Annotated in this window: 19 protein-coding genes and 1 rRNA gene; 18 read left to right on the forward strand and 2 right to left on the reverse strand. The window is 46.0% G+C overall.

Annotated features, from left to right (window positions below; all coding sequences use genetic code 11):
* Position 1 precedes the first annotated feature (1 nt).
* From ACFQ3W_RS21970 to ACFQ3W_RS22035, 14 genes are all read left to right on the forward strand, one after another.
* A complete protein-coding gene (locus tag ACFQ3W_RS21970) occupies positions 2-316 on the forward strand; it encodes a hypothetical protein (RefSeq protein ID WP_379321395.1) in 315 nt (104 codons plus the stop codon).
* A 2-nt stretch (positions 317-318) separates the two neighbouring features.
* Positions 319-534, forward strand: coding sequence for a translation initiation factor IF-1 (infA, locus tag ACFQ3W_RS21975; protein ID WP_018753971.1), 216 nt, complete (start codon positions 319-321; stop codon positions 532-534).
* Between the two features lie 234 nt (positions 535-768).
* Positions 769-882, forward strand: coding sequence for a 50S ribosomal protein L36 (gene rpmJ / locus ACFQ3W_RS21980; RefSeq protein WP_003333770.1), 114 nt, complete (start codon positions 769-771; stop codon positions 880-882).
* Positions 883-903: 21 nt separating this feature from the next.
* Positions 904-1,272, forward strand: coding sequence for a 30S ribosomal protein S13 (gene rpsM / locus ACFQ3W_RS21985; RefSeq protein ID WP_036712625.1), 369 nt, complete (start codon positions 904-906; stop codon positions 1,270-1,272).
* A 19-nt stretch (positions 1,273-1,291) separates the two neighbouring features.
* Positions 1,292-1,687: a 30S ribosomal protein S11 gene (gene rpsK, locus ACFQ3W_RS21990; RefSeq protein ID WP_379321379.1), complete on the forward strand. Its 396-nt coding sequence runs from the start codon at positions 1,292-1,294 to the stop codon at positions 1,685-1,687.
* A 129-nt stretch (positions 1,688-1,816) separates the two neighbouring features.
* Positions 1,817-2,761: a DNA-directed RNA polymerase subunit alpha gene (locus tag ACFQ3W_RS21995; RefSeq protein WP_379321380.1), complete on the forward strand. Its 945-nt coding sequence runs from the start codon at positions 1,817-1,819 to the stop codon at positions 2,759-2,761.
* A gap of 37 nt (positions 2,762-2,798) precedes the next feature.
* A complete protein-coding gene (gene rplQ / locus ACFQ3W_RS22000; protein ID WP_379321381.1) occupies positions 2,799-3,164 on the forward strand; it encodes a 50S ribosomal protein L17 in 366 nt (121 codons plus the stop codon).
* A 130-nt stretch (positions 3,165-3,294) separates the two neighbouring features.
* The gene (gene truA, locus ACFQ3W_RS22005; RefSeq protein WP_379321382.1) at positions 3,295-4,098 is read left to right on the forward strand and encodes a tRNA pseudouridine(38-40) synthase TruA; all 804 of its coding nucleotides are present in this window, start codon (positions 3,295-3,297) and stop codon (positions 4,096-4,098) included.
* 286 nt (positions 4,099-4,384) lie between these two features.
* Positions 4,385-4,822, forward strand: a complete 438-nt coding sequence (rplM, locus tag ACFQ3W_RS22010) for a 50S ribosomal protein L13 (RefSeq protein WP_379321383.1) — start codon at positions 4,385-4,387, stop codon at positions 4,820-4,822.
* A 20-nt stretch (positions 4,823-4,842) separates the two neighbouring features.
* The gene (gene rpsI / locus ACFQ3W_RS22015) at positions 4,843-5,235 is read left to right on the forward strand and encodes a 30S ribosomal protein S9 (RefSeq protein WP_068779130.1); all 393 of its coding nucleotides are present in this window, start codon (positions 4,843-4,845) and stop codon (positions 5,233-5,235) included.
* A gap of 233 nt (positions 5,236-5,468) precedes the next feature.
* Entirely contained in the window at positions 5,469-6,161 is a 693-nt protein-coding gene (locus tag ACFQ3W_RS22020) for a phosphoadenylyl-sulfate reductase (protein WP_379321384.1), read from the forward strand.
* A 57-nt stretch (positions 6,162-6,218) separates the two neighbouring features.
* Positions 6,219-7,397: a sulfate adenylyltransferase gene (sat, locus tag ACFQ3W_RS22025; RefSeq protein WP_379321385.1), complete on the forward strand. Its 1,179-nt coding sequence runs from the start codon at positions 6,219-6,221 to the stop codon at positions 7,395-7,397.
* A 74-nt stretch (positions 7,398-7,471) separates the two neighbouring features.
* Positions 7,472-8,242 carry an N-acetylmuramoyl-L-alanine amidase CwlD gene (gene cwlD, locus ACFQ3W_RS22030; RefSeq protein WP_379321386.1) on the forward strand — a complete coding sequence of 257 codons (771 nt, stop codon included), beginning with the start codon at positions 7,472-7,474 and terminating at the stop codon, positions 8,240-8,242.
* Positions 8,243-8,301: 59 nt separating this feature from the next.
* Positions 8,302-9,420 (forward strand): Mrp/NBP35 family ATP-binding protein, encoded by a 1,119-nt coding sequence (locus tag ACFQ3W_RS22035; RefSeq protein WP_379321387.1) that lies wholly within the window; start codon positions 8,302-8,304, stop codon positions 9,418-9,420.
* Positions 9,421-9,440: 20 nt separating this feature from the next.
* Here ACFQ3W_RS22035 and gerD read toward each other — a convergent pair whose 3' ends face one another.
* Positions 9,441-10,214, reverse strand: a complete 774-nt coding sequence (gene gerD / locus ACFQ3W_RS22040; RefSeq protein ID WP_379321388.1) for a spore germination lipoprotein GerD — start codon at positions 10,212-10,214, stop codon at positions 9,441-9,443.
* Positions 10,215-10,351: 137 nt separating this feature from the next.
* Between gerD and ACFQ3W_RS22045 the strand changes: the two genes are divergently transcribed.
* Positions 10,352-10,960: a KinB-signaling pathway activation protein gene (locus ACFQ3W_RS22045; RefSeq protein ID WP_379321389.1), complete on the forward strand. Its 609-nt coding sequence runs from the start codon at positions 10,352-10,354 to the stop codon at positions 10,958-10,960.
* Between the two features lie 74 nt (positions 10,961-11,034).
* Here ACFQ3W_RS22045 and pdaB read toward each other — a convergent pair whose 3' ends face one another.
* On the reverse strand, positions 11,035-11,844 hold the full coding sequence (pdaB, locus tag ACFQ3W_RS22050) for a polysaccharide deacetylase family sporulation protein PdaB (protein ID WP_379321396.1): 810 nt from the start codon (positions 11,842-11,844) through the stop codon (positions 11,035-11,037).
* A gap of 124 nt (positions 11,845-11,968) precedes the next feature.
* Here pdaB and ACFQ3W_RS22055 point away from each other — a divergent pair, with 124 nt between their 5' ends.
* The 3 genes from ACFQ3W_RS22055 to ACFQ3W_RS22065 form a co-directional block, all read left to right on the forward strand.
* Entirely contained in the window at positions 11,969-12,586 is a 618-nt protein-coding gene (locus ACFQ3W_RS22055; protein WP_379321390.1) for a stage II sporulation protein M, read from the forward strand.
* 154 nt (positions 12,587-12,740) lie between these two features.
* Positions 12,741-12,965: a hypothetical protein gene (locus ACFQ3W_RS22060; protein WP_379321391.1), complete on the forward strand. Its 225-nt coding sequence runs from the start codon at positions 12,741-12,743 to the stop codon at positions 12,963-12,965.
* A 298-nt stretch (positions 12,966-13,263) separates the two neighbouring features.
* Positions 13,264-13,386 (forward strand): 16S ribosomal RNA (locus ACFQ3W_RS22065); the annotation flags it as partial.

Raw genomic sequence — 13,386 nt, forward strand, 5'->3', positions numbered from 1 at the left:
GATGAAGGTGAAGCACCGTTCAGAAACGCAGATTGGTCAACTGGTGAAAGTTCTAAAAGGCAGAGATGCCGAAGCCATTTACGTCATAATCCGGGTTCTGGACGATAGATTCGTAGAGATTGCGGATGGGAACAAACGTAAGTTTGATCAGCCCAAACGTAAAAATGTGCAGCATCTCGAGCTTCTGCCCATGATCAACAGCGAGGTAGTTCATAGTTTGCAGGAAAGCGGCAAGGTAACGAACGCAAAACTACGTCATGCCGTGCTCGCCTATCAGAAATTCGTCAATTCCATTGCTGAAGAGAAAGGAGACTGACTGTGGCTAAAGAGGATGTCATTGAAGTCGAAGGTACGGTCATTGAACCGCTACCTAATGCTACATTCAAGGTTGAGCTCGAGAATGGTCATCAGATTCTAGCTCATGTTTCCGGAAAGCTGCGGATGCACTTTATCCGTATATTAACGGGAGACAAGGTGGTCGTTCAACTATCGCCTTATGACTTGTCAAAAGGTCGAATCACTTACCGTAAATAGATAGTGTACATTTACCACAATGTTGTGGTAAAATATGCAGGTTGAGTTATTTCAAGCGTATGGTTTATGCTTACTAAAGGTTTTATATCTGTGAAACTTTAGTTAGCCCTTTACGAGGTAAGTTTTGCTTAGCAAAATTTAAGCCTATGCTTTTGAAGTTTGTTTTCTCAAGTAAAACCGGATCACGCTTACGAAGAGAGTTTTGCTTCGCAAAACTTTGAGGAGGTAATCAACATGAAGGTAAGACCTTCTGTAAAGCCGATTTGCGAAAAATGCAAAGTCATTCGTCGCAAAGGCAATGTCATGGTGATTTGTGAAAATCCGAAACACAAACAAAAACAAGGTTAAAAGAAGGGGGTGTAGCGTAAAATGGCACGTATAGCTGGTGTGGATTTGCCACGTGATAAACGCGTTGAGATCGCCTTAACTTACATTTTCGGAATCGGTAAAACGACTTCCCAGAAAATCCTGAGCACAACAGGCATCAATCCGGACACTCGTGTTCGTGATTTGACGGAAGATGAGGTTAGCAAACTACGCGAAACGATCGACAAAACGGTCAAAGTTGAAGGCGACCTGCGTCGTGAAATTTCTTTAAATATTAAACGTTTGATTGAAATTGGCTGCTACCGCGGTGTGCGTCATCGTCGTGGCCTGCCTGTTCGCGGACAACGTACTAAAACGAATGCCCGTACTCGTAAGGGTCCTCGTCGTACTGTAGCGAACAAGAAGAAATAAGAAGGGAGGATAACAGACAATGGCTAAACCAAAGAAAGTCGTACGTACAAAACGTCGTGACCGGAAAAATATTGAATCTGGTGTGGCTCATATCCGCTCTACATTCAATAACACAATCGTTACGATTACTGACCCACACGGAAATGCGATCTCTTGGGCCAGCTCGGGCGGTCTTGGATTTAAAGGATCCCGTAAGTCGACTCCGTATGCTGCACAAATGGCTGCGGAATCTGCTGCAAAAGCTGCAATGGAGCATGGCATGAAGACCGTTGAAGTTATGGTTAAAGGCCCTGGAGCCGGCCGTGAAGCCGCTATCCGCTCCCTGCAAGCGGCAGGCCTTGAAGTTAACATGATTAAAGACGTCACTCCGATTCCTCATAACGGCTGCCGTCCTCCAAAACGCCGTCGCGTTTAATGAAGCCGCACGAGTAGTGGTTTAACAACATCACACTTGGTAATAATGGATGTTTAGGCATACTACATGATGGACTTCAGCAAACCAGGCTGTTTCAAAGGAACGACGTTTTGAAGGAGGGGTACTTTCGTGATAGAAATCGAAAAGCCGAAAATTGAGACCGTAGAAGTTAACGATGAAGGCACCTATGGGAAATTTGTAGTAGAACCACTTGAGCGTGGATATGGCACCACACTGGGCAACTCGCTTCGCCGGATTTTGCTCTCTTCTCTGCCGGGTGCAGCGGTAACCTCGGTCCAAATCGATGGTGTTCTGCATGAATTCTCGACCATCCCGGGCGTAATGGAAGACGTTACGGAAATCATTTTGAACCTGAAAGCTCTGTCGCTTAAAATCCACTCGGACGAGGAGAAAATCCTTGAGATCGATGCGGAAGGCGAAGGTGTTATTTCTGCAGGTGATATCCGTGCTGACAGTGATGTGGAAATTCTAAATCCGGATCTTCATATCGCAACGCTTGAGCCTGGATCCAGATTGCACATGCGCATTTATGCTGGCCGTGGTCGCGGTTATGTTCAGGCAGACAAGAACAAACGAGATGATCAGCCGATTGGTGTCATTCCCGTCGATTCGATCTATACCCCAATTACTCGTGTCAATTACGTAGTAGAAAATACGCGTGTTGGCCAAGTGACCAACTACGACAAGCTAACGCTTGAAGTGTGGACTGATGGCAGTATTAGACCTGAAGAAGCGGTTAGCCTCGGGGCTAAAATTTTGACCGAGCATCTCTTCCTGTTCGTTGGTTTGACTGACGAAGCGAAGGACGCGGAAATCATGGTTGAGAAGGAAGAAGACAAGAAAGAGAAAGTGCTTGAAATGACGATTGAAGAGCTTGATCTCTCCGTTCGTTCCTATAACTGCCTCAAACGTGCCGGAATTAACACGGTACAAGAGCTGACGACTAAAACCGAAGAAGATATGATGAAGGTGCGCAACCTCGGACGTAAATCTTTGGAAGAAGTACAAGAGAAGCTCGAGGAACTTGGTTTGGGATTGCGTACAGAAGAATAAGATGGCTTGAATCGTTCTAGCGAAGGAGGGAAAACTCATGGCATACCAAAAGTTGGGCCGCGATTCCAGTGCTCGTAAAGCTTTGTTCCGTGACTTGGTAACGGACCTGTTCTTATACGAACGTATCCAAACAACGGAAGCGAAAGCGAAAGAAGTTCGCTCTATTGCTGAGAAGCTGATCACCAAAGCAAAACGCGGAGATTTGCACGCCCGTCGTCAAGTGGCAGCTTATGTTCGCCGCGAATCGATCGACGGTGAGCAGGATGCAATCCAAAAGCTGTTTACTGAACTGGCAACGCGCTACTCCGAGCGTCCAGGCGGATATACTCGTATCCTGAAACTGGGACCTCGCCGCGGCGACTCTGCCCCTATGGTTTATCTGGAACTGGTAGACCGTGCTTAATTTAAGGGGAAACCTTTAACAAGCGTGTAAAACTCTCTGTCGGCTCGCCGTATGGCATAGCTTTCGGAGAGTTTTTTCTTTGCTCCAAGCGTAACAACGTACATCTTAAAGGATTGGGAGGAAGTACCGGGTGCGTAATCTGCTAATGACCGTCTGTTATGACGGGACGAACTATTACGGCTTTCAGACACAACCGGGAGGCAACACCGTTCAGGACTATATTGAAGCAACGATCTGTCAGCTTACAGGTGAGGTCATCAAAATCCACGGTTCTGGACGGACCGATGCAGGTGTACATGCCCGTGAGCAGCCGTTTCATTTCATTACAGACTCGCAGATTCCAATCGAGCGATGGCGTATGGCCTTAAACGGACGCCTTCCTAAGGACATAAGGATCACCTCAGCTCGTGAGGTCCCGCTTGCCTTTCATTCCAGACGATCGGCGAAACGCAAAACGTATCGCTACTCTATCAACGGAAATCGAGTTCCTGACGTGTTTCAGCGCAATTACCAGCTACACCACCCCGGGAAACTCGATGTCGCAGCCATGCGCGATAGCTTGCCTTTTTTAATAGGGACACATGACTATACTTCCTTCGCATCCCGCCACTCCACCAAAGCAAGCCACGTCAGAACGATCTATGAGGCCAAACTGGAGGTAGATTCCTCAATTGAATACCCTGGAACACATGAGCAAGGGATTATTCATCTGTATATTACCGGGAATGGCTTTCTGCAGCACATGGTACGTATCATTGTAGGGACTTTACTGGAGATCGGAGAGGGAAAGCGTCAACCTGGTGCCATGAAGGCTATTTTAGAAGAGCAAAATCGCAAAGCGGCTGGGCCTACGGCGGAAAGTAAAGGTTTGATGCTTTGGAAAGTAGAATACGATGAACATTCGATCAGGATGTCAGAGGAAGGCGACAATTGACACAAGATATAAGAGATTACGCGGTCGCAGATTTATTTTAAGAATACGGGCTTCATTTCTAAAAAAGTCTTGCGAATTAAATCTTATTCCTGTAAAATAAAAGTTGTGTTTTCTTATGGCTATCCCACGGCCCCCAGTAAGAAAACCTTAGATAACCTATTTACTAACCTTAAAATGTAATGAAACGATCGAAGATAAATGTGCTGGAAGTGTCCTGCGCCCGAAGAGCAAGATCGTTTTCAGCATTACTGAACCATTTCGGACGAAATTGAAGGAGGATCTTTACATGCGTACCACTTATATGGCGAAGCCAAGCGAAGTAGAGCGCAAATGGCACATTATCGATGCCGAAGGCAAAACGTTGGGCCGTTTGGCTAGCGAAGCTGCTGCTCTTATCCGCGGTAAACACAAACCACAATTTACTCCACACGTTGACTGCGGTGATTTTGTTATCGTCATCAATGCGGAGAAAATTGTTCTTACCGGCAAAAAAATGGATAACAAAAAATACTATCGTCACTCCCTGCACCCAGGTGGTTTGAAAGTGACGGTTGCTAAAGATATGCTGAAAACAAAACCTGAACGTGTAATTGAATCTGCTGTTTACGGCATGCTGCCAAAAACTCGTCAAGGCGAGAAAATGAAGCTCAGATTGAAAGCTTATGCTGGTACTGAGCATCCACATGCAGCACAAAAACCTGAAGTTTACGAACTTCGCGGATAATTAAAAGGGAGGACAGTTTCATGGCACAAGTACAATACTATGGGACAGGTCGTCGTAAACATTCGGTAGCTCGTGTTCGCCTTGTACCGGGTGAAGGACGCATTGTCATCAATAAACGCGATATCAATGAATATTTTGGTTTGGAAACACTCAAACTGATCGTTAAACAACCTTTGACTTTGACAGAAACACTTGGAAGCTACGACGTAATTGTCATCGCTCATGGCGGCGGCATTTCCGGTCAAGCTGGTGCAATCCGTCACGGGATTTCCCGTGCATTGCTCAAAGCTGATCCTGAATTCCGTCCTGCATTGAAAAAAGCAGGCTTCCTGACTCGTGACCCACGGATGAAAGAACGTAAGAAGTACGGTCTCAAAGCCGCTCGTCGCGCACCTCAGTTCTCGAAACGTTAATATCTCGTTTGTTACTCGAGATACCAGCCCTTGGCCTACCATGGTCAAGGGCTTTTTATATTTTGCCTATAGTTTTAGGCCAAGCTCCCAACTTTTGAAGCCTGGCCTTTTTTTGGTTTCAGGCCATTTTGGGTTGACTTATTATCGGGATGTTTTATACTTAAAATTATAAATCATATGTGATTAGTTGGGATTATTCCTTTGAATGATATTTATGTGGAGGGACGGAAGAAATGAACTTATTGGAGAAAGAGCAGCTTATTCATGTGAAGGCAGAACAATTTGAGAATGCAACTCCCCAGGAGATCATTGCATGGGCTGTGGAAACATTTCCGAACATTACACTTGCTTGCAGTTTTGGAGCAGAGGATGTTGTACTCGTGGATATGCTGCAGAAGATTAGTCCGTCCAGCGACATTTTTTATCTGGACACCGATTTTCACTTTAAAGAAACTTATGAAACCCGTGACGCCATAGCTGCTAAATACAATCTGGAATTTGTTCGAGTATCCCCGAAAATTACACCTGAGGAGCAAGCGCTTCAATATGGAGAGCAATTGTGGACTTCCGACCCTAATGCCTGCTGCAATATCCGGAAGGTTGAGCCGTTAACACGAGTGCTTGGAGGTTACGAGGCCTGGATTACGGGGATACGTCGAGATCAGGCTCCTACACGGGCTTACGCTAAAAAAATCGAATACGATACGAAGTTTGGACTCGTGAAGTTTAATCCACTTGCGGATTGGACCTCGGAGGATGTGTGGAATTATATTCGTGAACATAATTTGATATACAATCTGCTTCATGACCGAAATTACCCGAGTATCGGCTGTGAATATTGTACTCGTCCAGTTATGCCGGGAGAAGACCCGCGTGCGGGTAGATGGGCTGGTTCGGATAAGACGGAATGCGGTTTGCACAAGTAGAGATGATCGCCAATATGTATAAACAAATATATTCAATCAATCAAGTGGAGGTATTTGATGACGACGATTTTACCGCATGGCGGAAGTTTAGTGAATCGGCTAATTACAGGGGAGGAAAGGGAGCAATTATTGGCATCGGCCAGAGAGCTTCCATCCATTTCGATTAATCCATGGGCGATTTCGGATTTGGAGTTGATCGGAGTAGGGGCCTTTTCACCGTTAACCGGTTTCCTTAATGAAGAAGATTACAATTCTGTAGTGCAGCGTATGAGGCTGGCAGATGGTACGGTATGGAGCATTCCCATTACCCTCTCGATTAGCGCGGAACAAGCAGAAAGCCTGTCGGTTGGGGAGAAGGTAGCTCTAACTGGGGAACTCGATGGTGTTATTTATGGACTTCTCCAAATCGAGAGCAAATATACCGTCGACCAAACGGAGGAAGCCGTAAAAGTATTTAAAACGAGCGATACCGAACACCCAGGTGTAAAAAAGCTTCTGGAGCGCTCACCAATTTACGTTGGTGGATCCGTACAAGTGCTTAATCGTCCAGAGCCAGCCAAGTTTGGATCGTTTTATTTTGACCCGGCTGAAACCCGTCGCATTTTCGCGGAAAAAGGTTGGAAGACGGTTGTTGGTTTTCAAACACGAAATCCGGTTCACCGGGCCCATGAATACATCCAAAAAAGCGCCATGGAAATCGTCGACGGGCTTTTTTTAAACCCGCTCGTGGGCGAAACCAAATCGGATGACGTGCCGGCAGATGTACGTATGAACAGCTACTTGACCCTGCTTGAGCATTATTATCCTCAAGATCGCACTTTCTTAGGCGTTTTTCCTGCGGCTATGCGATATGCTGGCCCGCGTGAGGCGATATTCCATGCTATGGTCCGCAAAAACTACGGATGCACGCATTTTATCGTAGGACGCGACCACGCCGGTGTGGGGGACTATTATGGGACGTATGAGGCTCAAGAGATATTTGCAAACTTTACTGCGGAGGAACTCGGCATTGCACCGTTATTTTTTGAGCATAGCTTTTATTGTACCAAATGCGGGAACATGGCCTCCAGCAAAACATGTCCTCATCCAAAAGATGATCACCTGACCTTATCCGGAACGAAAGTGCGTGGATTGCTTAGAGAAGGCATTTGCCCGCCACCTGAATTCACCAGACCGGAAGTGGCCAAAGTGCTGATCGAAGGCATGAACCGGCTCATTACAGCCCAGGAAGCATAAAAACACTTAGCATATTTGTCCACCTTGTCCCATATCATGGTTAATGTCATGTTGGGGAGAAAGGTGGCTTTTTTATGAGCGAGAGAGATAAGGTCACAGTTTGGATTTCTTTGAGCAACATCAAAAGGGCGGTTATTGCTTTGGGCCTGCTGGCATTAATTATTGGCATCATCGCCTTTCAGATTCCACCGCAGAAGGTCTGGAAGTATTGGAGCCTTCCGCTTGCCGGACAGGTTATTGCACTGGATGCTGGGCATGGCGGCCCGGATGGAGGTGCGGTCAGTCAGCAGGGTCTTATCGAGAAGGACATTAACCTAACAGTTTCTTTGTACCTAAGGGATTACTTGCAGCAGGCGGGGGCTGTGGTCGTGATGACAAGAGAAGAGGACAAGGATCTTGCTGATGAGGGAACAAGGGGATACAGCAAACGGAAAACAGAAGATTTAAAACGGCGTGTTCGATTTGTGCAGGAGAAGCAAGCTAACCTGCTTGTAAGTATTCATATGAACAGTATTCCATCTCCACGCTGGAAAGGGGCACAAACGTTCTATTATCCGAATCATCAGGACAGCGTCAATCTGGCCGATCTTGTGCAGGAGGAGCTTAAACGCAATCTGGAAAATACGGATCGCGTCGCGAAGCCGTCGGATAAGACTGTCTACTTGTTAGAGTCATTGCATTTACCGGCTATTCTCGTGGAGGTGGGCTTTCTGTCTAATCCCGGGGAGGCAGAACTGCTGGGCAGCGAGTCGTATCAGCGGAAAGTAGCCGCCTCAATATATCAAGGTATTTTACGTTATTATTCCGGAGAGAAAAAGGAAAGACAAGCAGACGACGTCAGGTAATGCTATAATAAAAATCATAATACATTAGCCTACTATCTGATGAAGTCGAGGTGCTGTCATTGTTAACGAAGGAGCAACTCCAGGCGGCGCTACGCCCTATTGCCGAGCCGATAATTAAGCGGAGCTTGGTGGAAATTCAATGGATTCGCGATTATATGATTAAAGAGGATAAAGTATCCCTGACGGTAGTATGTCTCAAGAAAGACGATGAAACCCAGGCGGAGTTAGAACGGGAAATACGGTTTCGTTTAGCGGAATCAGGTGTCTCAAACGTTCATCTACGCTTCCGTGAAGCCTCCGAGCAGGAACGTCAAGAGGTGATGGGGGGAGAGCACGCCTCTGCCTCAAATCCACTAAATGAAAATCGGGAAGAGTTGAAAGGCCATGGTGCTGGGCTGGAGCACTTGCCGATTCTCGATCCGAAGTCCGGTGTACACTTTATCGCAGTAGCCAGTGGTAAAGGGGGCGTCGGTAAATCGACGGTTACTGTAAATTTGGCCGTTGCACTTGCCCGCCAGGGGAAAAGGGTAGGCCTGATTGACGCCGACATCTATGGCTTTAGTGTTCCTGACATGATGGGGATTGAGGAGACACCGGCGGTAATTGACGGTGCAATCGTGCCAGTGGAGCGGTTCGGAGTAAAAGTCATGTCGATGGGCTTTTTCATCCAGGATAACAACCCGGTGATTTGGCGAGGTCCGATGCTTGGAAAAATGCTGCGGCAATTTTTTAGCGACGTACAGTGGGGCGAATTGGATTATCTCATTCTAGACTTTCCGCCTGGAACGGGGGATGTTGCGCTTGATGTCCATCAAATGATTCCGCAGAGCCGGGAAATCATTGTGACAACACCGCATGCGACTGCTGCATTTGTTGCTGCTAGAGCAGGAACGATGGCATTAAGAACAGAGCATGAAGTGCTGGGCGTAGTCGAGAATATGTCTTATTACGAGTGTTCATCTTGTGGAAATAAGGACTACATCTTTGGAAAAGGCGGAGGAGCTCGTCTAGCGGAATCGCTGCATACAGAGTTGTTGGTTCAAATACCGCTTGGAGTCCCGGAAAATCACCCATCCGAGCCAGACTATTCTCCATCTGTATACAAGGCGGATAGCACAGTAGGGCGGCTATATGATGAAGTGGCACAACGAATCATGCAAAAATGCGAAAAAGACTGACCCAAAGAGGTCAGTCTTTTTTAGGAAGAACCTCCGCCACCGCTTTTACCTTGACCGCCGCCTTCACCGCCGCCCTCACCGCCGCCGCCTTCGCCAGACTTCGGAGCCTTCTCAACTTTAGGCTGAAGTTGTTCTTGAACAACGGTTTTTAAAAGCTCCATTACTTCCATTTTGAAGATGGGGCTTTGCATTGCTTCCTGCATGACGGTCATGGATTGTTTGCGATAGTCAGGAGTTTTGGTCAAATCCAGAAACATTTTCATGACTTCTGGAGATTTTAAAATATCGCTGACCGATTTTTGATAAGTCGGATCTTTAATAAGCTGCATATGAAGCTCTTTACTCTGGGAGTTGACTGCTTTGGCAAAATCTCCGGCGAACTGCGGATCGGTCATTATTTTTTCGATTTCTTTTTTATACTCCGGTGAAGTGATTGTTTCTTTAACAGCCATTCTTACCTCGCTGGAGGTTTGCGGAGCAAGCAGCATTTTAATGCCAACACCGCCGCCGCCCCCTCCAGAACCTTCCGAACCGGATTCCGAGCCGGATTCTGATCCACCTCCGCCCCCTCCGCTGGAGCTGCCTCCGCTACTGCTTGGTGAGCTTAAAGCTTCGTATATGGCTTTTTTGCCATCATCTGTTTTCAGGATGTCGATAACCATGGATTTCGTTTCTTTATACCCTCCACCACCCTGGGAAGAAGAGGAGGAGCCTTGGTCAGAGCCGCAGGCTGTTAGCGGAAGAGTGAATGTGCATAAGAAGCATAAAAACCAACGGGTACCCCGCCTTTTCATGATTCCCTTCCTCCTTATCATCATTGCTGATCTTATTATGCGGCTTACATTAGGAATTATCCCGATGAAAAGCCTGAAAAGAATGGTTTTTTACCGGAATCGTTGGTAAAATATTTCGTTAGTGGGGGTGTTAGGATTTGAATCTAAAAAATTGGATTCATCTGTTTTGGACAACCTTGGTCGTAGGTGCGGCAGGATCGCTTATTGCCGGCTTGCTGCTGCAATGGACAGATACGATCGATTTTAACGGAACGGCAGATGTTTTCGTGAACGTTGGAATTTTATTAGGCGTAGGGATTATGGTAAGCGTTTATTCACAAATGGGCTTTTTTGCCTATCTAATGGTAAACTACATGGGGACAGGTGTGTTCTCAAGAAGAACGTGGCAATATGTGCAGCTTGTGCTTACTGCGCTTTCACTGCTCGAGCTTATGTTTTTCCGGATTTTTGTTGACGGGGAAAAAAGAGGGGTATCCGATATCATTCTTGGCCTCGTGATCTTCATCATCGCCTGTGCAACTGCTTATCTTAAGGCCAAGCTTACAAATGTTTCAGCCCTGATTCCTACTTTGTTTTTTATGATTGCAGTGACCATCGTTGAAACGATCGGAGTACTATCCATAGGAGTTGACCAAGCGACGGTTTGGATTACAGCTCCACTGATTGCCTGCAACGCATACCAAATTCTTATCCTGCATCGAGTTGTGAAATCATCTGCAACATCTGCAGCGTCTGTGAGTCAGTAATATTGCATATATAGAAATTAGCCCAGCAAATCCCACTGGGCTTTTTTCTCTTCATAATGGAAGTCAAAATCATTTTACATCCCGGCTGCAAGATCAAGCTGCTCCTGAACCCATGCCTGATCACGCACTTCATTACCTTTGACGCTAGCTTCCTGCAGCAGGTCAGTAACGGTTACGAACTCATAGCCCTTTTTGCGAAGCTCATCAATAATTATCGGCAGCGCCTCATGGGTTTGTTTAACTGAATCACTTGCATGAAGCAGGACGATGTCTCCAGGGTGAACTTTTCCGACAACACGTTCAACGATATTGCTTACACCTTTATTCATCCAGTCTTGGGAATCCGTATCCCACTGGATTACTTTATAGCCATGGCTTGCGGCAGCTTTTAGAACCCTTTTGTCAAAATCCCCATTGGGGAGTCTAAGCAAATTCGGGGCTTTGCCAGTTAAATCGGTGAGTACGGAATGTGCGGTCGTAATTTGGCGTTCAATTTCCTCATCGCTGAGGCCGCTATAATTAACGTGTCTATGACCGTGACTACCAATTTCATAGCCTTGCTGCTGGATCGCTTTCACGATTTCCGGATGGCTTTTGCTCCAAGGGGAAGAAAGAAAGAAGGTTGCTTTTTGGATATTTTTATCCTTTAGTACTTTCAGGATTGGCTCGGCTCGCTTATCCCCCCAGCTGATGTCAAAGGTGAGCGCAACGACTTTCTTGTTTGTGGAGACGCTATATATGGCGGACGGAGTGCTTTCTTCGGAAAACACAGTGATCTGCCCCTGTTCCACATAAATGACACCAGCTGCAAATAGGGCCGCAGCGAAGACAAAGAAAAACCTTTTAATTTTCTTCCCGCTCAAAACATAGAAGAAGTTGTTCATAACGATTTTAGCCCCTCTCGTCATCGAAATAATTAGACCTGAAGTGATCCGCTTGTACAATGTATGCTTGTTCTGCATCTTTATGACCGTTCTTGTCCTGATCAAATATATAGGAGGCGTTAATGTGTTTTCTTTCAGGAAATTTCTCCAAGACATAATAAGGTTTAAAGGAGCTATGCTCGTTTCGCTACTCCTCTTTGTAACGGGAGTCGTTCTCGGTGCTATCAATGCAGATTCCATTACGCGATGGATTTTGCCGGACATCGAGCGACTAGGGGAGTATTCCCGCCGCTTATCCCAGTCTGAGCATCCGGAACTCTCTTTTTTTGTGTTTATTTTTTTTAACAATGCGCTAAAGAGTATCGGCGTTATGGCGTTAGGAGCATTGTTTTGCCTAATCCCAGCTTTTTTCCTGTTTATGAATGGATTGGCACTGGGGTACGTAGTTGTCGCGGCTGGTGCACATGGAGAAAGTACGATGAGTTTAATCCTAAGAGGGTTACTGCCTCACGGAATTATTGAGATTCCGGCGATTTTAGTCGCTGCGGCCTTTGGTCTACAGTTCGGTTATCTAGTGATAAAAAGCTTGGGCGAAAGGGGATCTAGAGACGCATCAGAGCGAACAGTAGAGTGGAGAAAGTTTTTTGTGTCAGCTGGCAGGGCTGCATTCTGGATTGTGATACTTTTGCTGATTGCAGCAGCGGTGGAAAGCACGCTCACATTTTATCTGATGGGAGGATAAGTAATCATTGATCGATAATGAATCATTTTTACTTACTTTCATTCATATTTTCCCTGGAATATGTGCATAACATTAAAGCGCAGTGTACGACAATCCCTGAAACTGCACTTGCTATTAGTTCGCGAAACTTAGATAAAAGAGGAGTTGCTCTACTATGTTGGGAATGTTATTTAACGATAAAGAATGCAAGGAACTTGATTATGTGCTGCGAAAAGAGTTGGACGAAATGCTGCTGGATATGAGCGACAACCGTTTGGATCAGGATATTCGGCATGCTATAGCTAATCGGTACAAGACGATATTCAGAATGTACGCCCGTTTCGCTCCATCCAAGGAACTGTCAAAATACGCTCGACGTGCACGATTCCCTCAAATATAGCAATAGGATAAAATTGGAGTTGACGCCAGGGTAACAGATATGATAAATTATCATTCGTCCCACTTCTGGCGGGACAAAATCACAGAGCACAAGGTTGAAATTGGAAACGAAAAAACTTTCGAAAACCTCTTGCAAAAACCTAGCTGACTGTGATATATTATAAAAGTCGCCGCTGAAACGCGGTGATGAACGAAAACGAAGTTGATCTTTGAAAACTGAACAACGAGTGAGTATTAAATGAGAATTAATTTCTCGTCAGTACGAAATGAGCTAATCGCTCTAAAATAAAGCACTAACTTTATTGGAGAGTTTGATCCTGGCTCAGGACGAACGCTGGCGGCGTGCCTAATACATGCAAGTCGAGCGGAGCTGATAGAGTGCTTGCACTCTAGATGCTTAGCGGCGGACGGGTGAGTAACAC

Origin of the sequence: Paenibacillus puldeungensis (assembly GCF_042678945.1) — a bacterium.
GTDB classification, from domain to species: domain Bacteria; phylum Bacillota; class Bacilli; order Paenibacillales; family Paenibacillaceae; genus Fontibacillus; species Fontibacillus puldeungensis.